The 23876-nt window shown below is 42.8% G+C and carries 22 protein-coding genes and 1 tRNA gene; 13 read left to right on the plus strand and 10 right to left on the minus strand.

Annotation, left to right across the window (positions count from 1 at the left end; translation table 11 throughout):
* Positions 1-247: 247 nt before the first annotated feature.
* Both VRU48_RS09635 and tsaD read right to left on the minus strand, forming a co-directional pair.
* The gene (locus VRU48_RS09635; RefSeq protein ID WP_199138992.1) at positions 248-463 is read right to left on the minus strand and encodes a hypothetical protein; all 216 of its coding nucleotides are present in this window, start codon (positions 461-463) and stop codon (positions 248-250) included.
* Positions 464-475: 12 nt separating this feature from the next.
* Complete coding sequence (gene tsaD, locus VRU48_RS09640; protein WP_330107713.1) at positions 476-1477, minus strand: tRNA (adenosine(37)-N6)-threonylcarbamoyltransferase complex transferase subunit TsaD; 1002 nt, start codon at positions 1475-1477, stop codon at positions 476-478.
* A gap of 87 nt (positions 1478-1564) precedes the next feature.
* On the opposite strand from tsaD, the gene VRU48_RS09645 reads away from it, so the two are divergent.
* Positions 1565-5959, plus strand: a complete 4395-nt coding sequence (locus VRU48_RS09645) for a translocation/assembly module TamB domain-containing protein (RefSeq protein WP_330107714.1) — start codon at positions 1565-1567, stop codon at positions 5957-5959.
* Between the two features lie 129 nt (positions 5960-6088).
* On the opposite strand, the gene VRU48_RS09650 is transcribed toward VRU48_RS09645, so the two are convergent.
* The 3 genes from VRU48_RS09650 to VRU48_RS09660 all read right to left on the minus strand — a co-directional run bounded on the left by VRU48_RS09650 (position 6089) and on the right by VRU48_RS09660 (position 9276).
* Positions 6089-7297, minus strand: a complete 1209-nt coding sequence (locus VRU48_RS09650; protein WP_330107715.1) for a bifunctional 3,4-dihydroxy-2-butanone-4-phosphate synthase/GTP cyclohydrolase II — start codon at positions 7295-7297, stop codon at positions 6089-6091.
* A 124-nt stretch (positions 7298-7421) separates the two neighbouring features.
* A complete protein-coding gene (locus VRU48_RS09655) occupies positions 7422-8864 on the minus strand; it encodes an LptF/LptG family permease (RefSeq protein ID WP_330107716.1) in 1443 nt (480 codons plus the stop codon).
* Between the two features lie 31 nt (positions 8865-8895).
* The gene (locus tag VRU48_RS09660; RefSeq protein WP_199138998.1) at positions 8896-9276 is read right to left on the minus strand and encodes an START-like domain-containing protein; all 381 of its coding nucleotides are present in this window, start codon (positions 9274-9276) and stop codon (positions 8896-8898) included.
* A gap of 127 nt (positions 9277-9403) precedes the next feature.
* Here VRU48_RS09660 and VRU48_RS09665 point away from each other — a divergent pair.
* Positions 9404-9477: transfer RNA gene (locus tag VRU48_RS09665), tRNA-Met, on the plus strand.
* A gap of 136 nt (positions 9478-9613) precedes the next feature.
* On the opposite strand, the gene VRU48_RS09670 is transcribed toward VRU48_RS09665, so the two are convergent.
* Positions 9614-10096, minus strand: coding sequence for a glycosyl-4,4'-diaponeurosporenoate acyltransferase CrtO family protein (locus VRU48_RS09670; protein ID WP_330107717.1), 483 nt, complete (start codon positions 10094-10096; stop codon positions 9614-9616).
* A gap of 237 nt (positions 10097-10333) precedes the next feature.
* Here VRU48_RS09670 and VRU48_RS09675 point away from each other — a divergent pair, with 237 nt between their 5' ends.
* Complete coding sequence (locus VRU48_RS09675; RefSeq protein WP_330107718.1) at positions 10334-11128, plus strand: hypothetical protein; 795 nt, start codon at positions 10334-10336, stop codon at positions 11126-11128.
* Between the two features lie 16 nt (positions 11129-11144).
* Complete coding sequence (locus tag VRU48_RS09680) at positions 11145-11405, plus strand: hypothetical protein (RefSeq protein ID WP_330107719.1); 261 nt, start codon at positions 11145-11147, stop codon at positions 11403-11405.
* Positions 11406-11516: 111 nt separating this feature from the next.
* On the opposite strand, the gene VRU48_RS09685 is transcribed toward VRU48_RS09680, so the two are convergent.
* The 4 genes from VRU48_RS09685 to VRU48_RS09700 form a co-directional block, all read right to left on the minus strand.
* On the minus strand, positions 11517-12236 hold the full coding sequence (locus VRU48_RS09685; protein ID WP_330107720.1) for a LytR/AlgR family response regulator transcription factor: 720 nt from the start codon (positions 12234-12236) through the stop codon (positions 11517-11519).
* Positions 12237-12370: 134 nt separating this feature from the next.
* A complete protein-coding gene (locus tag VRU48_RS09690) occupies positions 12371-15625 on the minus strand; it encodes a TonB-dependent receptor (protein ID WP_330107721.1) in 3255 nt (1084 codons plus the stop codon).
* 310 nt (positions 15626-15935) lie between these two features.
* Positions 15936-16349, minus strand: a complete 414-nt coding sequence (locus VRU48_RS09695; RefSeq protein ID WP_330107722.1) for a VOC family protein — start codon at positions 16347-16349, stop codon at positions 15936-15938.
* Between the two features lie 135 nt (positions 16350-16484).
* Positions 16485-17831, minus strand: coding sequence for an amidohydrolase (locus tag VRU48_RS09700; RefSeq protein ID WP_330107723.1), 1347 nt, complete (start codon positions 17829-17831; stop codon positions 16485-16487).
* A gap of 203 nt (positions 17832-18034) precedes the next feature.
* Here VRU48_RS09700 and VRU48_RS09705 point away from each other — a divergent pair, with 203 nt between their 5' ends.
* The 9 genes from VRU48_RS09705 to VRU48_RS09745 all read left to right on the plus strand — a co-directional run bounded on the left by VRU48_RS09705 (position 18035) and on the right by VRU48_RS09745 (position 23656).
* Positions 18035-19246 carry an amidohydrolase gene (locus VRU48_RS09705; protein ID WP_330107724.1) on the plus strand — a complete coding sequence of 404 codons (1212 nt, stop codon included), beginning with the start codon at positions 18035-18037 and terminating at the stop codon, positions 19244-19246.
* A gap of 100 nt (positions 19247-19346) precedes the next feature.
* On the plus strand, positions 19347-20207 hold the full coding sequence (locus tag VRU48_RS09710; RefSeq protein ID WP_330107725.1) for an AraC family transcriptional regulator: 861 nt from the start codon (positions 19347-19349) through the stop codon (positions 20205-20207).
* Positions 20208-20224: 17 nt separating this feature from the next.
* Positions 20225-20581, plus strand: coding sequence for an aromatic-ring hydroxylase C-terminal domain-containing protein (locus VRU48_RS09715; protein ID WP_330107726.1), 357 nt, complete (start codon positions 20225-20227; stop codon positions 20579-20581).
* 77 nt (positions 20582-20658) lie between these two features.
* Positions 20659-20982 (plus strand): ArsR/SmtB family transcription factor, encoded by a 324-nt coding sequence (locus VRU48_RS09720; RefSeq protein ID WP_330107727.1) that lies wholly within the window; start codon positions 20659-20661, stop codon positions 20980-20982.
* 6 nt (positions 20983-20988) lie between these two features.
* Positions 20989-21456, plus strand: a complete 468-nt coding sequence (locus VRU48_RS09725; RefSeq protein WP_330107728.1) for an SRPBCC domain-containing protein — start codon at positions 20989-20991, stop codon at positions 21454-21456.
* Positions 21457-21462: 6 nt separating this feature from the next.
* Positions 21463-21840, plus strand: a complete 378-nt coding sequence (locus VRU48_RS09730) for a DoxX family protein (protein ID WP_330107729.1) — start codon at positions 21463-21465, stop codon at positions 21838-21840.
* 50 nt (positions 21841-21890) lie between these two features.
* Positions 21891-22397: a hypothetical protein gene (locus VRU48_RS09735; RefSeq protein WP_330107730.1), complete on the plus strand. Its 507-nt coding sequence runs from the start codon at positions 21891-21893 to the stop codon at positions 22395-22397.
* The gene (locus VRU48_RS09740; protein ID WP_330107731.1) at positions 22394-22972 is read left to right on the plus strand and encodes a YdeI/OmpD-associated family protein; all 579 of its coding nucleotides are present in this window, start codon (positions 22394-22396) and stop codon (positions 22970-22972) included. The genes VRU48_RS09735 and VRU48_RS09740 overlap by 4 nt, the downstream gene beginning before the upstream one ends.
* A gap of 117 nt (positions 22973-23089) precedes the next feature.
* Positions 23090-23656 (plus strand): DUF4256 domain-containing protein, encoded by a 567-nt coding sequence (locus tag VRU48_RS09745; protein ID WP_330107732.1) that lies wholly within the window; start codon positions 23090-23092, stop codon positions 23654-23656.
* Positions 23657-23876: the final 220 nt, after the last annotated feature.

Genomic DNA, 23876 nt, shown 5'->3' on the forward strand with positions numbered 1-23876 from the left:
GGATAACTCTTTGTTCGCTCAGTCGATGAGATGGCTTTTTTGTCTATGCCCTATTTCAACCTCGAGGGTTAAAAGGATGAAGGCGTAAGAAATAAGAGTAAAGAATAAGGCTTCAAAAATCCGTCATTACGAAGCCCCAAGCGATGAAGCAATTCTCTTTCTGGTGAATTTCAAGCTTTACGCCTCAACCAATCATTGGCCAAATCAACAATCAACCAATCAGCGAAATAAGCATTTTGGCTCAAGCCTATTTAAAACTTGAAGATTTAGGCGCTACCTGGCCATTATTTTCCATGAAGTTTTTATCCAGCTTGATAATAGTATAGAGGGCAATAACGATACCGAACAACAAAAAAAACAATCCCAAATAGTTTTTCTTTTTGTCTTGCTTAATCATCCAAATTAAAAAGACAATCAGTGGAATAAGCAACAGACCAAAAAACACATAACTCGTCGTTCCCATAATTTTATTTTTTTAAAAGTTCATTCTCGCCATCGGCGAAACTTCCTGTCCAACAAATTCACCAGCCAAAAACTTATGATAACCAGCAATAGCAATCATCCCTGCGTTATCTGTGCAATACTGAAAAGCGGGAATGTAAACGTTCCAGCCCAACAGCGCCTTCATGTCCTGAAGTGCATTTCTTAATCCAGAATTGGCCGAAACACCTCCAGCTATGGCAATGTCCTTAATTCCGTACTCCTTAGCCGCTTTTTTTAATTTATTTAACAGAATACCGACAATACTATGCTGAACCGAAGCGCAAATATCGGCTAGGTTTTCTTCAACAAATTGAGGATTTTCTTTTTGCTTGTCCCTAACAAAATACAAAATGGCGGTTTTAAACCCGCTAAAGCTATAATTTAATCCAGGGATTTGCGGTTCTGGAAATTTAAAAGCCAAAGGATTGCCCTTTTGGGCATATTTATCAATCAACGGACCACCGGGATAAGGTAAATTGAGGATTTTTGCGGTTTTGTCAAAAGCCTCGCCCGCAGCATCATCCAAGGTTTCGCCCACAATCTCCATGTCAAAATAATCTTTCACCAATACAATTTGCGTATGTCCGCCCGAAACCGTAAGGCACAAAAACGGAAATGAAGGTTTCGGATCGTCGATAAAATGGGCCAAAATATGTGCCTGCATGTGATTAACCGAAATAAGTGGTAAATTAAGCGCCAACGCAAACGATTTGGCAAAAGAAACCCCGACCAACAAAGCCCCCAACAAACCGGGACCTTGTGTAAAAGCCACCCCATCCAGTTCGTTTTTTTCAACTTTAGCTATAGCCAAGGCCTGCTGCACCGCAGGCACAATGTTCTGCTGATGAACCCTTGAAGCCAATTCTGGAATTACGCCACCATAATTTTCATGAATTGTTTGGTTTGCAATAACATTGGCAGTAATTTTGCCGTTGTTACAAACGGCAACTGAAGTTTCATCGCATGAGGATTCTATAGCAAGTATGATAGGCACAGTTAAAGATTATTAAGCTACAAAATTATTAAAAAACTATTAAAAATACTGCTTTGGGTTGTCGCATCAATTATATTGTTGCTTGGCGTGTTGCTATTCTCGCTTCAGTTTAAGCCCGTACAGACCTATGTAGCCAAAAAAGCCGCGGCTTATTTATCCAAAGAACTTCATACCACCGTTTCCATTAGCGGTCTTTATGTAAAGCCATTTAAATCGGTAGTGCTCGAAGAACTGGTCGTACTTGACCAACAAAAAGACACTTTGGCCAATTTTCCCAAGTTTTTGGTCGACATTAACAAGTTTTCCTTAAAAGAAAGAATACTGGATGTCAACACGGTTCAGGTTAACAATGGTGCTTTCTTTTTAAAAGACTATCCAAACGGCACCTCCAACCTCGATTTCATTATCGATTACTTTGACACGCCAAGTGCTAAACCTAAAAAGAAGAAAAAGAAATTCCAGTTCTTGTTTAATCGCGTTATTCTCAACAACGTAGCCTTTAAGTATAAGAACCTTAAAATCAATACGGTTGTGAAAGGCGTAAACTTTGAGGATATCGACCTGAAACAGCTGAACGGCATTTTCGAGAAACTGAATACGAACGACCACATTATTCAAGCCAATATCAAAAACCTGACTTTCAGGGAAAAAAGTGGCTTCTACCTCAAAAATCTTACTGCTTTCACTACGGTCGACACCAACCAGATCGAATTGCAAAAGCTGTTGCTGGTCACCAACCAAAGTCGCTTAACCGATTACTATCAGATGAAGTTCAGCCGGTTTAAAGACTTCAACGATTATGTAAACAAGGTAAGGATGAAGGCTAACTTTAGGGGAAGCCATATTTCTTCGAGAGATGTTGCCTACTTTGCCCCCGAGCTGAACAAAATGAAGCTCGATCTGGACATCGACGGGCAGATTACCGGCTATGTGAGCGACTTAAAAGCCAAAAAACTAGCCGTAAAGGCGGGCCAGGCCACCTATATCAAAGGCGATTTTACCATGAAGGGGCTACCGGATTGGCAACAGACCTTTATGGATATGAAAATAGAACTGGCCGGCACCAACAAAAAGGACCTTGAAGCCATCCTCACCGATGTAACGGGCAAGCCGATGCGTTCTATACCACAAATCGTCAGCAAATTTGGCAATGTGAACTTCAATGGTTCGTTTACGGGTTTTCAGAACGATTTTATCGCTTATGGCGAATTCAAAACCAATCTTGGCCGTTTCAAGTCTGATGTGAACATGAAAATCGACAAGAAAGGCACGCCATCCTACACTGGAAACGTGCAGACTTTTGATTTTAACCTTGGCGATCTGCTCAACGAAAAAAGCCTTGGACGCATCACCTCTGCACTTTACGTCAAAGGCAAAGGTGATGAAGTAAAAGAACTGACCGAACAGCTGAATGGCGATGTAACTTATATCGATTTTAACGGCTACCGCTACCGCAACATCAAAATTGATGGTACTTTCGACAAAAAATATTTTGATGGTAGCCTTAAAATCAACGACAAAAATGTACAGCTCACTTTTGATGGTGGCGTGAATCTCAATCCGGCATTACCCATATTTAATTTCAAAGCCAATATCAGGAATGCCCGTTTAAAGACTCTAAAACTGTATAAGGATTCGTTAAAAGTAGATGCCGATTTCAGCACCAATTTTTCGGGCACTAACCTCGACAACATTCAAGGTAACCTCCTGGTACAACATATTACCTTGAACAACAAAAAGGGAATTTACCATGTCGATTCGGTACAACTGAATGCCAAAGGTATTGGTCAGGAAAGAAGTTTGGCCATCAAATCGGATATTTTCGATGCGAGCATCAAGGGCCAATATGATTTGAATACCATCGTATCTTATTACAAGGCTATTGCCAAAACTTATATTCCTTCGTTAAAGGCCGACATTATCAGCTATAAAACGCAGATTTTCGATTTCAACCTCAGGGTGAAGCGATTTGAACCGATTGCCGAACTGGTAGCGCCGGGCCTTTCCATTGATGATCAGGCCATTCTGATTGGTTCTTTCGATTCGAGGAACAACACGGCAACGCTTAACGGCAGCATCAGAAAGCTCACCTACAAGGGCATTACGGCCAACAATATTATCCTGGAGGAAAACACCACGGCCAAACAGCTGCAGGCCATCATCACCTCCGACCGCGTGGACCTGAACGACAGCTTGTACATTAAAAATGTGAACATCGCCAATGTGTTGCGCAACGACAGCTTGGCGCTCAACTTGAAAATGTCTAATGCCGACGATGCCAACCAGCTCGATTTGAACGGTTTGGTCGAATTTGTAAACGATAGCGCGAAAATCAGCATCCTGCCTTCCATCCTCAAAATCAACAGCGAAGATTGGAACATTCAGGAGAAAGTACGCATCAATTTTAACAAAGGAAAAACGGCTATCGACAATTTCTCGCTCAGCAATGGTGAGCAAATGCTTTCGGTTGACGGCGTACTTTCTGACGACCCCAAAGACCTTTTGCTGGTGGGCTTCGAAAATTTCAACCTCAGAACGCTTAATCCATTTGTGAAAGCAATGGGCATTAAATTGGCCGGAAAGGTAAATGGTCGAACGCGATTGTACGACATTTTAAAAACGCCTCGAATTACGGATAGCCTCGCCATCGATTCATTGAATTTTAACGGTACTTACATTGGTCGCTTAACCGATACTTCGGCCTACGACCAAGCGAAAAACGCGGTAAACGTGTATACGCAGATCATGACCGACAACAGGGAAACCTTTAAAATAACCGGCGGTGTTGACCTAAAGGAGAAAAATATAGACTTAGCGGTGAAGATGGACGGCAGCAAACTTACCGTGCTCGAGCCTTTTGTGAAAAAGCTGGTTTCTAACCTTAAAGGCAATATTTCTGCCGATCTTACCGTAAAAGGGCCACTCAGTAAGCCGCACATCAATGGCGATGTTTCTTTTGACCGGGGCGAAGTAACCGTTAATTACCTCAAAACGCCTTACACGCTTAACGATAAGATCCAGATAGACAACAGCGTAATCCAGATTAACGATTTGGTGCTGGAAGATGCCGAAGGCAACGAAGCCAGAGCCAATGGAACAGTCGACCTGAACAACCTCGACGATCCGACAATCAAAGTCCAGTTGAATGCCACCAACTTTATGGCGCTCAATACCACTTCAAAAGACAATTCGCTTTACTATGGCAGGGCTTATGCTACCGGCGACTTCTCTTTTAGCGGACCTACCAGCAGCATGCTGATTAACATTGACGCCAAAACCGAAAAAGGAACCATCTTTAACCTGCCGTTAAACAGTTCTGAAACTATTTCGGATAAGGATTTTATCACTTTTGTAAGCAAAGATACCACCAAAACCGTGAAGAAACAGACGAGTTTTGATGGCTTGAAAATGAATTTTAAACTGCGGGTAGACCCTAATTCGATAGCCAACATTTATACGGTGTTGGGCAAGCTGAGCGGCAAGGGAAATGCTGAATTGGAATTGAACATTACCAGCAGCGGTGATTTTGAAATGAAAGGCGATTACATTATTGAAAGCGGTCTTTTCGATTTTACGGCACAGGAAGTGATCAACAAACGTTTTGAAATTCGCCAGGGGGGAACTATCCGATGGACGGGCAATCCGGCCAATGCGCAAATCAACCTCAAGGCCATTTATGCCTTGCGGGCCAGCACTGCCGATTTGTATACCGCAGCCAATCAGGATCAATCGTCGAGCACCAACGAAAGGGTACAAACTGAAGTAGAAATGGGGCTAAGTGGACTGCTTTTGCAACCCGATATCAAACTGGATATTTTCTTTCCAGCCAACCCTGCCATCAAAGAAAAGCTACAGTCGTACTTTAACGATGGCAATAACCTGAATACGCAGGCACTGAGCTTGATTATTCAACGCAGGTTTGCGCCAGGCACAGGCAAGGAAAACCTGGGCCAACAGTTGGGTTCTGTAGGCACAAGTACGGCCAGCGAACTGATTTTTAACCAGTTCAACAACCTGCTTTCGTCTTTAAACCTCAACTTTGTCGACATTAATATCCGCTCTTTTAACGAAGCCAGTGCTTCATTTAAATTCTTTAACGACCGTATTATCGTAAACGCAGGTATCGTAGACAACACCAAGAGCTCAACCGATTATTCGGTAGGTTTGTTTAAAGACAATGTGGGCAAAGAGGTGGAGATTTTAGGCCTGATCAGAAAAGACGGAACGCTGGTAGGTAAATTGGCCAACAAGCCACCTACGCAACAAAGTATATTTGCCAATCCGGGGGTCGACCCGAATGCCAACGTTACTTCTTTTGGTTTGATTTACAGTCAGCAGTTTGATTCGTTTAGGGAGTTTCTGCAAAAAGTAACTGGCAAATACCGCAAAGAACAAAAGAAAAAGCAAGAACAGGCTCAAAAAGAGAAAGTAAATAAAGAAGCCATTTTGAACGAGAGCAAGAAAAACAATCCGAAGAAATAGTTGGCAGTTTTCGGTTCGCAGTTTTCAATAACCAGTTAACGGTTTCCAGTTGACAGTTGGCAGTTTTGAGCTGGCACTTAATGAATAGGCATAAAAAAATCCGAAGTTTTGAGCTTCGGATTTTTTGTTTTATTTCATGATTTGGTGACCCATTTTATCACGCTTGGTCTTCAAATAGGTTTCGTTGTGCTTGTTGCTTTCTATCTCGATGGGCACATTTTCTATGATTTCCAAACCATAACCGATTAAACCGGCTCTTTTGGTAGGATTATTAGACATTAAGCGCATTTTGCTTACGCCTTGTGCCCTCAAAATTTGTGCGCCCACGCCATAATCGCGTTCATCGCCTTTAAAGCCCAGCTTAATGTTGGCCTCAACGGTATCAAAACCTGCATCTTGAAGGTTATACGAACGCAACTTGTTGATCAGGCCAATGCCTCGGCCTTCTTGGTTCATGTATACGATGATTCCTTTTCCTTCTTGTTCAATCATTTGGAAAGCCTTGTGCAATTGCGGACCGCAGTCGCAACGGCAAGAGCCGAAGATATCGCCAGTAACACAAGAACTGTGGATGCGGGTCAAAATAGGCTCGTCTTCTTCCCATTCGCCCTTGGTAATGGCCAAGTGGGTGGCATTATTGCTCAACTGGGTGTAGGCGGTCATTTTAAAATCGCCCCATTCGGTTGGCAAATTGACGGTAACTTCTTCCCTGATGAGGCTTTCGGCCGCCAAACGGTAGGCAATCAAATCTTTAATCGAGATGATTTTCAGTTCGTGCTGCGCTGCGATTTTCATCAAATCGGGCAAACGCGCCATCGTACCATCTTCGTTCATGATTTCGACCAATACGCCAGCAGGTTCAAAACCAGCCAAACGGGCAATATCAATGGTAGCTTCGGTATGTCCGGTTCTTCTCAATACCCCTTCCCTACGCGCCTTAAGCGGAAAAATATGGCCCGGTCTGCCTAAATCTTCAGGCTTGGTATCAGGATTGATCAACGCCTGTACGGTTTTGGCCCTATCGTGCGTAGAAATGCCGGTTGTACAGCCGTGGCCAATCAAATCGACCGATACGGTGAACGGCGTTTGATGCAAAACGGTATTGTTTTGTACCATAAGATCGAGCTTCAGGTCGTTGCACAAATCCTCGATTAAAGGCGCACAAATCAGTCCTCTTCCATATTTAGACATGAAGTTGATTACTTCTGGCGTTACGTTTCTGGCAGCCGTGATAAAATCGCCTTCGTTTTCGCGATCCTCGTCGTCTACCACAATAATGATTTTACCAGCCCTGATTTCTTCTAGTGCTTCGTCTATGGTATTTAATTTTATTTCCATTTTATATTTGATCAAAAAATTGGCGGGACGGAACATATAACCGGCTCCCGTAATGCAAAGTTACAACCTTTGCCGACAATAAATTGGCTTAAAATATCATTGATAAGTAAGGAATAGCGTCGGTTTAGCTTGATTTTTTGCTTTCTTTCTTTTTAAACAGGCCTACGATCAGTTGTTTGTAATAGTCTATATCGAACAAAGCCGAGTCGACTGTTGCCTTATAAGTGAGGAAAATACCCAAAGGCGTTAAGATGATGATGGCTACCCACATGCCAAAATTTGGATCAAGCGAGCCTTCCTTAGCCGATTTTTCGGCCACCGTAGAAAGAATGTGGTAAATGAGGAAGAACACAATGGCTATAACCACCGGCAATCCCAAACCGCCCTTTCGGATGATTGCGCCCAAAGGAGCGCCTATGAAAAACAACAACAAACAGGAAACAGCCAGGGTGTATTTACGCTGGTATTCTATCTGTGCCCGGATAATTTCCTTCGATTTGAAATCGAAATCCAAGATCCGGTTAATCACGATTTGCTTTATGGTTTCGGCCTGATCGTAGCCACTTTGCACCGCTTGTATGCGCAGATTTTTAGGAATGGCATTTAAGATAGAGCCCTTGATTACCTTGGCGGGCACCTTTACCTTGGTGTAGCCTTTGGCCATTTCGTTTTGTTTAAAATAGGCAGAAGCATTAACCTTGGTGGTTTTATTCAAGCTGTCAAGGCTTTTCTTGATCGAATCTTCGCGATGCAACAGTTCCCCCCTGTTCAGCATCGGGGCGTTGTTTTTGAAACTGGCTTCCTGCGTACGGTTGAATCCGCCAAAGCTGCCCAGGTCAAATTTCACTTCCGTTTGCTTAAAGCGCATGCGGGTTAGGGTTTGACGTGGATTAAAAGAACCTGAACTGCTGTTTTCTTCGTAGCGCACGCCATTCACCAAACTCAGCACCAGGTATTGGTCGTCGCTGGTTTTGGCCATTCTGCCTTTTTCGGCCAGGATGATTTTAGGAATACCATTGGTGCCGGTATGGTCGTAGATCATGATGCCATACAAAGAATCGATTGCGCCTTCGCCTTTACGCTCTACGCGCATGGCATAATTCTGTATGCTGTTGTTAAAAACTCCGGGTTTAATCAGAAACGAAAGTTTTTTGTTGCGCATATCGTACAGCAACGAACCATATTTGAGGTTGGCTTTGGGCAACATGTAATCTGAAAACAGAAAAGAGGCAAAAGAGAGGCCTATGATGAAGACAAACAGCGGGCGCATGGCCTTTTGCAAGGAAACGCCGGCAGATTTGATGGCCACCAGTTCATAGTTTTCGCCCAGGCTACCGAAGGTCATGATGGAAGAAAGCAGTACGGCCAAAGGCAAGGCCATGGCTACGTTGGCCGCCGAGGCATAAAGCATTACTTCGGCAATGGTATACCACTCGAAGCCCTTTCCAATCAAATCGTCGATGTACTTGAACAGGAAAAACATCAACAGGATAAACATCACAATAAAAAATGTGACGAAAAACGGCCTGATAAATGCCTTAATCAGCAGTAGGTGTATCTTTTTCAATATGCAAAGATAGGCAAAGCCGACGAAAAAATTAGCCTCCGATAACGCTAACTAGGTAGGTAATCTGGTTATCCCAGATTTGTTTTTTTTCGGCAAGGGTTTCGTCGGTGGCAAAATCGGTAATGGCGAGGGCCACATCGTTGGTCAGTTCATCCTGAACAATCTCCATTTCGAAATAGCAATGCGGATCATCGTCAACCCACTTAAACTTAACGAGTTTGTTTTCTTTTACGCTTAGCAGCTTGGCCTTTTGCACTTCTCCGTCCCAGGTAAAGGTATAGGTTTGGTCTCTGAAAACCACATCGTCTGCAAACCATTGCGACAGCCCATTAGGCTCGCTGATAAAGCTGAACAGTATACGTGGAGAAGACCTCAATTCATATTCTAGATTAAATTTTTTCTTTTCTGACATCCTTAAACACCGCTATCTGTAAAAATAATGGACTATTTTTTTAATTTTTGTTTCTAAAGAAAAGTAATTTATTCTATATTTGCAACTCTTTAAAAAATAGTATTCAACATTTGATATTATTTTTCCTGGCGGGGTAGCTCAGATGGTTAGAGCGCAGGATTCATAACCCTGAGGTCGGCAGTTCGATCCTGCTCCCCGCTACTGGTAAAAAAGGCTTTTACGGTTCAAACTGTAAAAGCCTTTTTGTTTGTTAACGGTTTTTATCGCTTGTTTGCGTTAAACATAGACATTCCTTACTTCCGAACTGATTTAAACAGCGCTCTTTTACTTCACTTACCTACGGTTTCAGCCGTTTTGAATTGATTTTTTCCCTGAACCAGTCAATCCGCCTTTTGTTTTCTTGCTGTAGCAGCAAAGGATAGAGGTTCATCAGGATGTTCACCAATATCATGATCGTGGCGAACAACCAATCGCCTTTGCCGAGCTTTACCACTACAAATGGTATCACAAACAGGAATCCGCACAGATGTCCGATTTCTGCCACCGTCATCTCGTTGCGCAAGGAATCCAGTTCACTGGGCCTGATCCTCTTTTTCATGGAAAGCTTCGGGTTAAAATATTTGAAGAACGAATTTTGGACAACCCACCTGAACGCGTCAAGCCCGATCATCCTTCCGAACCATTCGTTCCTGATCAAAAGGAGGTTCGATAATCGTGTCTTGTAAAACTGGGTTCTGGCCAAGAGTGCATTGGCAATGATGCCGATGATCCAAGAAATAAAGACAAGGGATAGGCTGAACGTAAAATACTTGAGAACCATGGTTTATTTTGACGGATGCAAATGTAAAGATCACTTTATTTTATCCTCAAAAAAACCACGTTTATCCTTAAAAAAAACCTGTATGTCCCCAGAGAACTAAAAACTTAGTCTTAAATTTTCACCTTACTCTTTTTAGGCATAGATTTATTGGAGATAACAGCAATATGCTAAATATCTATTTGGGATGCGCACCTCTTTTAACTAAAAACCAATTATCAATTCTAACTTAAAAATCTCATGAACAAAAACATCTTTACAATTGCATTAATAGCATTTCTATCTTTGGGGATTATTTCCAGTTGCAATAAAATCAGCGAAATAGATAACGCAAAAAATGAAGAAGCGAGGACAATTGCAAGTTTAAAACTTGAAAAGGGCGATCCTAATATCAAACTTTCGGAAGCAAAAAGCCTTGAAATCCTTAAATCAAAAGAAGCAAAAGAACTCATCAGTGCGCAGAATGAGTTTTTGGACAAAGTAAAAGCAGCTGTCAAATCAGGAAAAACATTACAGGAACTAAAAGACGCCATCACTTTAGAAATGAGCGACCCCAGATCTGAAGCATTTACCAAAATTGTTTTTGGCGATAAAGACAAATGGGAAACTTACCTTAAAAGATTAAGTTCTGCTCGTTTAGCCTATCTAAAAGCAAATGAAATATTTAGACTAAATACATCTTCATTTACTTGCTCAAATTGTAACGTTTCTGAAAAGGAGCAAGTAAATAATTTTTTCCGTAACTTTAATGCATACTATGATGGCAAATTACAAGTAATTGAAAACAACACTTCTGTACCTAGCGCAAATAAAACATCGACATTGAAACCAAATTCAGTTTCTGTAGCCGACGACTCTGATTCTGACCCGAACGGCGACCCAACTTGTGGTTCTTATTGGCAACAGGCGAAGTTACTTGCCTGCATGACAGCATGTTCGTTTTCAACAGTAGGCGTAGGTACGCCGTTATGCGGTTGGGCTTGTTGGTGTATGTTATGTAGCAAAAACTCAGCAACAGCCGATTTTATTTGTTAAACCTAAATCTAAAAATATGTATGAATCTATATTGGTAGTATTGGCGATCGTTGCCTTGCTCCTGCCTAAAATTCTCCTCCATTTCATTAGGGAACCTTATTCATTTTATTTAAAAACAGCTATAGGCATTGCCTTGTTGGCCTTTGCATGGATTTTTGAAACGAACGCCCCTTTGCCTCCTAAATTTTTACTGACTTTGGCGGTATTATATGGATGCATTGAAAATTATAAAATGTTTAAAAGAAACAAACTTTCTGTTCCTAAAGAACGCTTCTAGGTAAATTAGAACCTACATTGATATGGGTTTGGGCCGACACTCAAACCCATATTTATTCCCCATTGTCGGTAGCAGGATTATTATTTAGACACCAACATCCAATGCACAACCTTAATGATTTTTCATTATTGTTTTCGACCTTATTCCTTTCATAAAAGAGCTTTTATATAATTCTCCTAAAGGCACCGTGGAATCATTATCCATTATAATTACGTCGTCTGTTTCAATTGATTTTATGGCCATTATATTGACAATAAACGACCTGTGAACGCGTGAAAATAAAGAATAAGGGAGTATTTCATGAACCTCTTTTAAGCTGGCTCTCGCAACATATTTATTGCCTCTTGCATAGATATGGGTATAATTTTTTAAGGCTTCGACATATAGAATTTCCGACACCCGAATAGAAACGATGGAATTTTTCTCTCCTGTTTTAATAAATATTTTTTCTTTCTGATAAATTTTATCAGGCTGGACTGAAGTTGAAGACACCTTAGATACAGCTTTAACAAAACGTTCAAATGAATATGGTTTGAGCAAAAAGTCCGTAGCATTTTTTTCAAAAGCCTCATGTGCTTTCTTCACATATCCTGTTGTAAATATAATAGCAACATCATCTGGCAATAAATCAGCAATATCCGTTCCTGAAAGTTCATGCATTTCTATATCAAGGAAAACAATGTCAGGCTTTTCACCTGTCTGCAATTCTTCCAATCCGATCAGGGGGCTTGTACTGCTACCAATAAGCGAGAGATTTGGCATTTTCTCTATATGTTTTATAACAGATTCTATCGAATAAATATCATCATCTATAATGTAGCACGTTAGCATTCTTTGTTTGTTTTAGTCTTATCCTAAGATACACAAAAACGCAACAAAATTGATACAAACACAAATATTAAGCATTAAAAAGCCCCGTTACGCAATGCAACGGGGCTTTAGGCTATACACAGCTAATGTTTGTATTAAAAGCTATACCTCAAACCCAATTGCATTTGATAACGCGAAGCGAAAAAGTCTTTGGCATAGGAAGTTACGTTCTTTTGGTCAAATGAATAGGTTGGATAGGCTGTTGGCGTTCCTGCTTTCTCTACCTTTAAACCTACGCTCGCCATTGAATTGAAGGTATTTGGCGAGAAATACTGCACACCCCAATCCTTGTTCAACAAATTGGTCAGGTTGATGATGTCGTAGGTAAAAGTAAGCGTATGTTTTTGGGCGCCTTTTCCGGCCAGCAAAATATCTTGAGAAAAGCGGAAATCACTTTGCACATTCCATGGGGTACGGGCACCGTTACGCTCGGTAAAATTGCCCCTTCTGGTACTCAGGTATTTGTTGCCATCTATAAAGGCATCAAATGCAGCAGCCTGTGCCACCCCTGTTGGCGTAGCGGCAAAAAACTTGCTGGTTTCTCCGGTCTGCGGAATATACACCAAGCTTACGGTTTGCCCTGTACCGTTAATGGTGGCGTTAACAAAGCCATAAGAATAAGGAGAGCCCGATTGCGCGCTGAAGAAGAGCGAGAAGTTGGCTACATATTTATTTCCTTTGTCCCAACTGTGTTTGTAATTGAGGGTTGACACTATACGATTGCGGATATCGAAATTTGAATAGGCCAAGCCAGGATTGTTCGGGCTCAGGGCCTGATTCAGCTGCCAGTTCGATTCCATCGAGTTACGGATACCATTGGTAATGTCTTTCGACTGGCCATAAGTATAGGCAGCCATCACATCCAATCCGAATGGAAAGGCCTTGCTAACCTGTCCGGTAATGCTGTAACGATAACCTTGGCTGGTATTCGACAACAAATAGGCATTGGTATACTTGCTGTTGATTTTGGTGCCTGAGTAAATAGGCTGCTGATGCTGGGTATCGTAAATCATATAGGTCGGGTTATCGACATAATTGATTTGCTGGAATTTCAGGTCGTTGATGACCTTGGTATAAATGCCTTCAAGCGTAAACTTCCATTGATCGTCTGTTTTATAGTCTAAAGCCAGGCTACTCCTCCAGGTTTTTGGCATTTTAAAATTATTATCAATCAAATCTACCTGTGTTGCACCCGAGGCATCATTTACGTTGATACCCTGCTTTTGGGCATATCCGGCTTCTCCATTGCCATTCTGCGCATCTTTGATGGGATCGGTGCCCGGAACCTGCGTAACGATAGCGCCATTTGCAGGGTTGTAGTTGTATTTTTTATCGTAAGCACCATAAGTTACGCCGTTATTGTAGTAGGCATAACCCAACCAAGCGAAAGGCACTCTACCTGTAAACAAACCACTACCGCCGCGCAAAATCAGGCTTTGGTTGCCCAATACATCAAAGTTAAAACCCAAACGTGGCGACAGTTGCAATTGGCCCAGGTAATCATTTTTGATGTTTTTTGGCAAGGTATAGTTATAAGTGGTGCCATAATTCACATCAACAGGCGCATTGGTGGTTTTATCGCTCAAAGGCTGCATATTTGGCAGGTCGGCCAGATCCAAACGCAAGCCTCCGGTAATTTTCAGTCGGTCGTTTACCTGAAACTGGTCTTCGGCATATACGCTGTACATGTTCAACTTAAATGTTGCCGGCGGATTGGCCATGATGTTATCTCTGGTATTATCGGCATAATTAAAGTTGGTACGCACGCGCGAAGGCAGGTTGTTCAGAAAATCGTTCACGCTGCCATAGGCCACACGTCCATTCCATGAATTCACAAAACCATAAGTAATGTTGTACAACTCGTTGTGCGTGCCAAAGGTAAAGGTGTGCTTGCCTTTGGTGTAGGTAAAGTTATCTGTAAACTCGAAAGTTTTTTGTTTCATGTTAAAAATACTGGCCTCACGGTCTGTGCCCAGAAAGATTGTTCCCCCATTGGAAGAAATCTCGATTTGTGGCACCGAAGAAGCAGATAGTGGATCTCTGAAATCGTGAATGCTCGAATAGCCAACTACCAAACTGTTCGACGAAGCATTGGAGATACGGCTTTTGAGTTCGGCCACCGTAGAACTTTGGTTATTGGTTTGTTTATAATCGATGCTTCCAAACCTGAAGTTCAACTGGTCGCGCTCCAAATTAGTGGCTGTAGACCTAATGGTATTATTACGAATAGTCAACTGGTTTTTATCGTTGATGTTCCAATCTAAACGGTTAAAGAACTTGTTCGATCGCGAATAAATGTTGTAATTATCAAAAGAACCCGCATCAATGCCATACGCATTCTTCATGCGGTCTGTTATCTGTTGCGCCTGGCTTTGGCTGATGATCGGCATATCAGCCGAACCCGCAGCCAAGATTACCGGATCTTGACGACGCGTGATTTCCTCATTGGTAAAGAAGAAAAGTTTGTCCTTGATAATCGGAAAGCCCAACCTGAAACCTGTTTGATAATCGTGAAAGGCCGAAGGCATTTTGGCATTATCGCCTGTTCTATTTCTTCCAACCAAAGCGGCATTGCGCCCAAAACCATACACAGATCCTTTGAGTTCGTTGGTACCGCTACGGGTCACCGCATTTACGCTGCCACCGGTAAAGTTACCGATCTTTACATCATAGGGAGCCAGCAATACCTGCACATCCTGAATGGCATCAAGCGAAACCGGATTGGTACGCGTGCTGCTTCCCGGCATACCCGAACTGCCGCTTTGGCCACCAAGCGAAGGGCTAAAGCCAATCGCATCATTGTTAATGGCCCCATCAATAGTAACGTTGTTGTACCTGAAGTTGGTACCCACAAACGAATTATCCTTGCTGCCTTGTGGCGTTAGGCGGGTTACATCCTGCAAGCTACGGTTCGATGTAGGCAGGGTTTTGAGCTGCTCTTCGCCAATGCGCGTACCCGTGCCTGTTTTCAAACCACCCCTTGTTCCACTAATCTTTACTTCGTTAAGGGTCTTTCCTTCCTCCAGCAAGACCACATCCAAACGCTGGTCGGCCCCCAGGCTCAAGCTAATCCCCTCTTTTTCTTGTTTGGCATAACCAATATAGCTGATGGTGGCTTTGTAGGGACCACCAGGGTTCAGGTTGTTCAGCCTGAAACCACCCTCGGCATCAGTAATCACCCCATATTTGGTTCCCGTAGGCTGATGCACCAATAGTACACTTGCCCCCGGAATACCAATGCCTTTGGCGTCCTTTATTCTTCCACTAACGCTCGATGTTGTGACTTGTGCCTGTGCAAACAAAGCAAACATCATTAAAATACCCCATAGGGATAGTACACGTGTTTTCATTTTTTATGATTTTATTAATCACAAAACAACAAACACATCATTAACAAATTGTTAACAAAACATTACATTTAACAATTTATTAATAAAAAACAAACGATATTTTAACAATAATTGAATATTCCTAGACACCTGAACAGGTCGGAAACAATTTGCGGTATTTGGGTTTACAAAAAAACACATAACATGATGAAGATTTGATGAAGTATTGTTTTTGAATGAGATAACCCGATAGCATGAATACAGTTTTTAATGCGAAAGGCCAGTCTTGTAAAAGACTGGCCTTTCGCATGGAGCAGTTTTATATCAGTTGTTACCCCTGATGTTCAGGCATGCCGTCGGGATTCATCCATACAAACTCCCAATGGTGGCCATCGAGGTCTTCAAAGCTGTGTTGGTACATAAAGCCATAATCGCTGGCCGGATTAGGCACGGTCGCTCCTGCAGCCACCGCCTTGTCTACCATTTCATTAACGGCTTCTTTACTGTCGGCAGACAGGGCAATAGAACACTCTATCGCTTTATGCGCATCAACAATTTCTTTTTTGGTAAAAGTCTGGAAGAAAGGCACTGTAAGCAACATCACGTAAATGGTATCGCTGATGACCATACAGGTTGCTTTTTCGTCGGTAAATTGCGGATTAAAAGTATAGCCCAATTTGGTAAAAAACTCCACGGATTTGTTGAGGTCTTTAACCGATAGGTTTACAAAAATTTGAGTTGCCATAAGGATTTTTGATTTAGTTTACTCAAAATTACGGCAATGTTGTCTACCTATAAGCGTGCAAAAGGGACAAGTTAAGGGGTTAATTGCGACTTATTTCCATACGCAACGATTGAGCAACCAATAACTTTCCCGTCCTTAATAAACAATATTTCCTTTGGCAATCAACGATCTTACCGGCGATATTCTCGACACGGCTTCGGCCGAACAGCTGGCCTCAATCAGCACTACATCGGCTGCATCGCCCACTTTGGGCCATTGCTGCACACCCTTATCATCCAAAGGCAATACGTTAGCCGTAGCCAGTTTCAGGCTCCTCGATAACAAAAACTCGGTACTATAGCCATAGAGCTGTGCCATCAAGTTGGCTTTTTGCAACACACTTCCACTGCCCCAAGTATTCCAATGGTCAATAATGCTGTCATTGCCCGTTAGTACCGTCACATTGTGCTTGTATAAAGTAGGTATGGGCATAATCAGTCCGCCAAAAGGTATGGTAGACACAATGCCGATATTGGCAGCGCCCAGTTGCTCAGCTATTTCCTCCTGTTTTTGTTTTTCCAGTTTCCCCAAAACAAAACAGTGGCTGATATAGGTTTTCTTCCTTAAAACAGGATTTTCATTTACTTTTTTAATCAGGTATTCTACTGTTTTCAATCCCGATTCTCCAGACTCGTGCAAGTGAATGTCTATCCCTTTCTGGTTATCCAATGCCAGTTGCACCGTAAAATCAATCGTTTTTTCAATGGCTCCATCAATACTGTAGGGATCTACGCCGCCGATAAAGTCAATATCCATTTGCGCGGCTTCCTTTAAATAGGGAACCGAATCAGTATAAAAAACCCCATGCTGCGGGAAGGCCACCAGCTCAGCTCCAAAACTATTTTTCTTGTTTTCTAGCGCTTTTTGCAGGTTTTTGAGTGAATGCAGTTTGGAGGTAGGCTCAATATTGACATGGCTTCTGGCAAAAGAAGAGCCTTTCGACTGCAACAGTTCGATCAGCTTGCCTGCATGCTCGGTAGATGTTTTAAGCATCTCGGGCAAGATTTGCTGTTCCAGTGCAATCATGCCTTTTACGCCACCTGTTCTCCGCCTGGTTGCCTGCCATGGACCGCCATAAAAAGTTTTATCCAGATGGATATGCATATCTTTAAAGGCAGGAAGCATCAGCAATCCCTTGGCATCAATGGCACGGGCATCATTGGGCGTATTGGCCGAAATGCTTTTGATTTTTCCATTGCTGATGGCAACCGTAAACAACCCAGTTTTGGTATGCACAACTTCATCGCCCTCATATTCGAAGCCGGTTTCGAGCCTTACATTCTTTAAGGTAAAGTCTTTCCCCAAATGCCGGCTTTCTTTTTCTGTAGCTGCCGGCTGCGAAGCACCTTTGGCATTCAACAGTCCAGGCACTATGGCCATTCCGACAAAACCTAATCCAGATTTCTTTAAAAAATCCTTACGGGATATTTCTGATTTATGCATAAGCTGAAAACATTTAATACAAATGTAATCAACCGCAATCCTCGCCATGTGTAGGATTCATTCCAAGCCTTGAAAGATTTATTACTTTTTAGACTCGTAGTGATAAATCTTTCAAGCATCAGGATAGATTTCGCAACAAGACGGCTAAGCCCATGCGTTAACTTTGTTATCGTTACATGAACAAACTACAATAGCGTGCCGAAATGGAAAATCAACACTATACCCTTAAAAACGCCTTACTGGAAACAGGTTTTGAGTACGAAGGCAACGACGTTATCAAAACAAAGACAGCTTTGCACTGCATCGAAGTAGAGAATGGCAAAATCAAGCACATCAAGCCCAACGACCCCAACAGTCAGGGCGTAGATGCGAAAGGCGGACTAGTATTGCCTGCTTTCAAGGATATGCACGCGCATCTCGACAAAATGCTTTTTGGATTGCCTTGGCAAGCAGTTTCGGCGAAAAGAAAATCGGTAAAGGACATGATTGCCTACGAACAGCAGCTGATTCCAGAATGGCTCAAAACCTCTGTAGAACGAACGGAAAAAATGATCGACTTCCTTCATTCGTATGGTACGCACTTCATCCGCTCCCATTTCAACGTCGACCCCACTTCGGGCCTTGCTTCCCTGCATCACCTGGAACAAGCTTTGCAGCACAAGCAAAAAACAGTGGGCGCAGAATTAGTGGCCTTTCCGCAACATGGTATCTACTATACCCAAACCGAACCTCTTTTAAAAGAAGTAGCCAAGATGGATGCCGTGGATTTTATTGGAGGTGTAGACCCCTACTCGATTGACGGGAGCGTGGAAAAACCCATGGAACTGATTGTACAGCTTGCGCTCGACCACCACAAGGGCATCGACATCCACCTGCACGAAAGAGGCGAAAGTGGCATCAAGACCATCGAATTTCTGATCAACAAGGCCATCGAAAATCCGCAGCTCAAAGGAAAAACCTATGTTAGTCACGCCTTTGCCCTAGGCAATCTCAGCAGTTCTGAAACAGAAAGAATGGCCGAAAGGCTTGCTCATGCTGGGGTAGGCATTGTTTCTTCCGTTCCATTCAGGGGCACCATCATGCCCATTCCAACGCTCAGAAAACATGGTGTTGAGGTACTGATTGGCAATGACAACATTCAAGATCACTGGAGCACTTTTGGCTCGGGCAACATGCTTCAAAAAGCGCATCTCATTGCCGAACTTTATGGTTATAGCACCGAATGGGAACTATCGCGTGCCCTGGCTTTTGCTACCCGATATGTGCTGCCACTCAGCGACGACGGCAAACAACAGTGGCCAAAGGCAGGAGACGATGCAAACATGGTTATCGTAGCCTCTTCATGTTCGGCCGAAGCCGTTTCGCGCATCGCTCCGGTAACTTCGCTGATCCACCAAGGGAATATCGTATTTTAACAAAACTGATAAAAACCGAGTAACGCCTGATTTCTTGGCCTTCATCTGTGTTTTTTTATTAATTTTCCTTTTCAATAACCAACAAAGAGAAACTGTTCGAATGGCAAGGCTACAAGGTGAAGACAAATACGTGCCGGTAATGGGCATCCGCGAATTCAGGACAGGTCAGCTGGCTGGTCGCGACGAATTGCTGCTGCACGAGCTCCATGGGGAAAGGCACATTGCCAAACCCCATAAACACGATTTCTTTATCATCATCTTATTCGACCGCGCCGAAGGTACCCACACCATCGATTTTCGCGATTATGCGATAGCCGACAGACAGATACACCTCTTGTTTCCGGGTCAAGTGCACCGATGGGATATCGGGCCTCAAACCATTGGGTACCAACTGATGATTGACCGCCTTCTTTTTGAACGTTTTGCACCATATTTCCGTTTTTCGTTTACCAATTACATGAACCATCCGGTCATACCTTGCACAAACGACAGCTTTAAGTTGTTGAAATATGAGTTTGACGCTATCAAAGATGAACTCAACAGTGACAACTCACTCAAAGACCTGATCGGCGCAAGAACAGGCGTTATAGCTTCTCTGGTGAGCAAAGAGGCCGAAAATCTTTTTGCCGACCTTAAAATTTATCAATCCAATCCTCGACTGGCCAAATTCAACACGCTTATCGAACAGCATTTCAAGGCGGAGAAACTCGTGGCTTTTTATGCTTCCAAATTGAATATATCGGCCAATTACCTCAATATACTTTGCCAGAAAAACCTGCAGGTTTCGGCAACCCAGCTCATCCAGCAACGCGTGCTACTGGAGGCCAAGCGCTTGTTGCAATCAACAGATATTTCAATCAAGGAAATCGCTTTTGAACTCGGTTTTGTTGACCACGCCTATTTTTCCAATTTTTTCAAGAGCCAAACGGGAGCCACACCTACCGAGTTTAGGGAAGCTTAGGAAGATGTTTTCCAAAATTGCCATCTTTCAACATACAGCATCAAGAGTTTGAAGCTCCGGAAGCCTTACGCGACACCATCAGGTGCTTTTGGCATAACAAAAGAGCGGGCACCACCATTGGCGATTTGATGCACGATGGACAAGGCATACCGCTCGATTATGCCAACAGCGCTTCGCTCAAAGCTTTGGCACTTCCCTACCACAAACAACTAAAATATATTTCGCGTAAAGCAAAAAACCAGTTGGGTCTGAGCGCTGTATTGGTTCGTCCAGACGGTTTTATTGCCTGGGCTTGCGAGGGAGAGCCAGACGGCAACGAGCTTGAAAAAGCCATTGCGAGGTGGTTTAAGAGCCATTCGGATCCTGAGCAATAAATTATTTTCGAAGTTTTTTCAAAAAAAATTGCGTAGTCAAATAACTACATTTATATTTGTAGTCAAATAGCTACATAATGAATTTACGAAGAGATGTATTCCAGGCCATAGCCGATCCTACCAGAAGGGCCATCCTGCTATTGGTAGCCTCGCAGTCGATGACCGCAGGTGCCATAGCGGCCAATTTCGATACCGCCAGACCAACGGTTTCCAAACATCTGCAAATATTAACCGAATGCGCCTTGCTGCAACAAACACAAAACGGCAGGGAAGTTCATTATCATATCAACGCCAAGGAAATGAAAGCAATAGCCGATTTTATCGAACCTTTCCGCCAAATGTGGGACGATCGTTTCAACAAATTGGAAAGTATCATGAAAAACTATCAAGCCAAAAAATAGAAGCACATGGAACTCAAAACAAAAATCGATGCCCAGGAAGGCAAACAAGACCTTACCATTACCCGCGAGTTCGACCTTCCTCTTCAATTGCTCTTTAAAGCTTATGAAGAACCCGAAATTGTAGCACAATGGATGGGCACCAAAGTGCTGCAACTCGAAAATAAAAAACACGGCAGCTACCGTTTCGAAACCAGCGACAAAAACGGAAACGTGGTATTTAGGGCTAACGGCACCATCCACGACTTTGTGCCTGACCAAAAAATTACGCGAACCTTCGAAATGGAAAACACGCCCTTTGACGTACAGCTGGAGTTTTTGGAGTTTGAAGCACTGACTGACCAAACCAGCAAACTTACCATGCATGTAGTTTACCGATCGGTTGAATTGAGAGACAACATGCTCAAGCTACCGTTCAAACAAGGCCTTAACCTAGCTCACAACCGATTACAAGAGGTTGTTGGCCAACTCAAATAAGTAACCATGAAGAAAAGAGACAAAATTATCTATTGGATGTCCACGCTTTGGCTTGCCCTAGGCATGACTTCGACCGGTATTGTACAGCTCCTCCGATCGAAAGACGAGGTAACCAACATCAGCCATCTGGGCTATCCGCTTTACTTGCTTACCTTATTGGGCATTTGGAAAATATTGGGTGTAGTAGCTATCCTAATCCCAAAATTTCCTTTGCTGAAAGAATGGACCTACGCCGGTTTCTTCTTCGCCATGTCGGGAGCCATATTTTCACATATCGCCACAGGCAATCCGCTGAACAAAATATTGCCGGCCTTGCTCCTACTTGTACTTACGGCAATATCGTGGTATTTCAGGCCGACCGAAAGAAGAATTGCATTGGCTTAGCTTTCAATTATAAATTCTGTTTCCTAATTTACATTAAACCTGAGGGCGAAATGGATGTTACTTATTACCTGAACAAATTTAAAGGGGCCGCCGACAAGCTCGACAACAAACAGCTTCATCAAAAACAGCTAGAAACCGCTGTTGGCGAGGTTTTGGATTCGGTTTTTCTAAAATTACATAAGAAATCCTGGGCAAGTCCGTTTCAGGATCCATTAATTGCACAATCGAGGATTTTCTTTTCTGTTTGGATCAATGATGAAGCAGTTGATGAGCAGAAAATCCTTTACAACATCCACGCCTTTAAACTAAGACAACTACCTGGCTATGTCATACAAAGCAGAAAATTCGCTGATCTTTTTAGGGCCGGCTTTAAAAACTTCGCACATGAATGGCCAAATGTAAGTGTTGCCTTTGGGCCGCTTACTCTAATGGAAGGCTGGATTAAATTAGATGCGATAACGATGGAGGATGACATCTTGAAATTAGCGAATAACTTTTTAGCAATCGAACATTTAGTCGATGATACGCTCGCCCACTTTAAAAATAAACAGCAATGAATCCAAAAGTCGATTTCTACTTTAACAAAGCTCAAAAATGGCAGGAAGAGCTGGAAAGATTGCGCTTAATTGCCCTTGATTGCGGACTGGCCGAAGAACTGAAATGGGGCTGTCCCTGTTATACACATCAGGGCAACAACATTGTTTTGATACACGATTTTAAGGAATATTGTGCTTTGCTATTTTTCAAAGGCGCTTTACTCAACAATTCAAGTGGCCTGCTCATCCAACAAACGAAAAACGTACAGGCCGCACGCCAAATCAGGTTTACCAATATCAGGGAGATTTTAGATCAGGAAGCTACTTTGAAGGCTTATATTTTCGAAGCCATTGAGGTTGAAAAGGCCGGACTGAAAGTAGAGCTAAAGCAAACCAGCGAATTTAAGATTGTCGAAGAGTTTCAACACAAGCTAGACACCATTCCGGCACTAAAAACCGCTTTCGAAACTTTAACACCTGGTAGACAAAGGGCTTACCTGCTTCATTTTTCTTCAGCCAAACAATCGCAAACGCGTCAATCAAGGATAGAAAAATGTATGCCACAAATCTTGAACGGCAAAGGCTTAAACGATTAATAATGAACTCAGAAAATAGCGACACAGTGAACAGGTTCATCAACATTGCCAAACAGTTACAAGCTCCGTTTGAACTGGTTTGGGAAGTATGGACTAATCCACCCAACAAACATTCACATGAAAAACGATAAAAAGCAATTATCTCCAGCTCAAAACGAAGAACTGATTGGCATTTTAAAAGAGCGGTTCGTTAAAAATAGTAACCGGCACAAGGACATCGCATGGGGCAAAGTACAAGCCAAACTTGAAGCCAATCCGGCGAAGTTATGGTCGTTGGACGAAATGGAAACCACCGGTGGCGAGCCTGATGTAGTAGGCTATGATTCCAAAACTGACGAATACATTTTTTACGATTGTTCGGCCGAAAGCCCCAAAGGGCGTCGCAGCATTTGCTACGATCACGAAGCGCTGGAAGCCAGAAAAGAACACAAACCAGCCAACAGCGCCATTGAAATGGCCAAAGACATGGGCATTGAGATCCTGACGGAAGCACAATATCGTGACCTGCAGCAACTGGGCAACTTCGATACCAAAACCTCAAGCTGGATATTAACTACTCCGGAGGTGCGCAAACTGGGAGGCGCGCTTTTTTGCGACCGTCGCTACAATACTGTTTTTCTGTACCACAACGGTGCAGAATCCTATTATGCTGCGCGTGGTTTTAGAGGCTCGTTAAAGGTGTAGTTAGCATAGTAATTTAAGCCACAGATTAACAGATTGCTAGGTAACCTGTACATACCCACAGCTTAGTTTTTGAATGGATTTCAAATCCAAAATTATTGGGATCGAGGATATATGCCAACAAACCTGATTCGTTAAGGGGCTAGTTCAACGAAAGCATCAGCAACAAGAGCAAGCCACAGATTAACAGATTTTTAGCATAGCTGACTAACGGAGTATGTAT

Origin of the sequence: Pedobacter albus, from assembly GCF_036324255.1 — a bacterium.
Lineage (GTDB): Bacteria > Bacteroidota > Bacteroidia > Sphingobacteriales > Sphingobacteriaceae > Pedobacter > Pedobacter albus.

Coding starts and splice junctions, on each gene's coding strand:
- VRU48_RS09635 (WP_199138992.1), bottom strand. CDS start 463: ATGGGAACGACGAGTTATGTGTTTTTTGGTCTGTTGCTTATTCCACTG.
- VRU48_RS09650 (WP_330107715.1), bottom strand. CDS start 7,297: ATGGAAATAAAATTAAATACCATAGACGAAGCACTAGAAGAAATCAGG.
- VRU48_RS09660 (WP_199138998.1), bottom strand. CDS start 9,276: ATGTCAGAAAAGAAAAAATTTAATCTAGAATATGAATTGAGGTCTTCT.
- VRU48_RS09670 (WP_330107717.1), bottom strand. CDS start 10,096: ATGGTTCTCAAGTATTTTACGTTCAGCCTATCCCTTGTCTTTATTTCT.
- VRU48_RS09675 (WP_330107718.1), top strand. CDS start 10,334: ATGAACAAAAACATCTTTACAATTGCATTAATAGCATTTCTATCTTTG.
- VRU48_RS09680 (WP_330107719.1), top strand. CDS start 11,145: ATGTATGAATCTATATTGGTAGTATTGGCGATCGTTGCCTTGCTCCTG.
- VRU48_RS09685 (WP_330107720.1), bottom strand. CDS start 12,236: ATGCTAACGTGCTACATTATAGATGATGATATTTATTCGATAGAATCT.
- VRU48_RS09690 (WP_330107721.1), bottom strand. CDS start 15,625: ATGAAAACACGTGTACTATCCCTATGGGGTATTTTAATGATGTTTGCT.
- VRU48_RS09695 (WP_330107722.1), bottom strand. CDS start 16,349: ATGGCAACTCAAATTTTTGTAAACCTATCGGTTAAAGACCTCAACAAA.
- VRU48_RS09700 (WP_330107723.1), bottom strand. CDS start 17,831: ATGCATAAATCAGAAATATCCCGTAAGGATTTTTTAAAGAAATCTGGA.
- VRU48_RS09705 (WP_330107724.1), top strand. CDS start 18,035: ATGGAAAATCAACACTATACCCTTAAAAACGCCTTACTGGAAACAGGT.
- VRU48_RS09710 (WP_330107725.1), top strand. CDS start 19,347: ATGGCAAGGCTACAAGGTGAAGACAAATACGTGCCGGTAATGGGCATC.
- VRU48_RS09720 (WP_330107727.1), top strand. CDS start 20,659: ATGAATTTACGAAGAGATGTATTCCAGGCCATAGCCGATCCTACCAGA.
- VRU48_RS09725 (WP_330107728.1), top strand. CDS start 20,989: ATGGAACTCAAAACAAAAATCGATGCCCAGGAAGGCAAACAAGACCTT.
- VRU48_RS09730 (WP_330107729.1), top strand. CDS start 21,463: ATGAAGAAAAGAGACAAAATTATCTATTGGATGTCCACGCTTTGGCTT.
- VRU48_RS09735 (WP_330107730.1), top strand. CDS start 21,891: ATGGATGTTACTTATTACCTGAACAAATTTAAAGGGGCCGCCGACAAG.
- VRU48_RS09740 (WP_330107731.1), top strand. CDS start 22,394: ATGAATCCAAAAGTCGATTTCTACTTTAACAAAGCTCAAAAATGGCAG.
- VRU48_RS09745 (WP_330107732.1), top strand. CDS start 23,090: ATGAAAAACGATAAAAAGCAATTATCTCCAGCTCAAAACGAAGAACTG.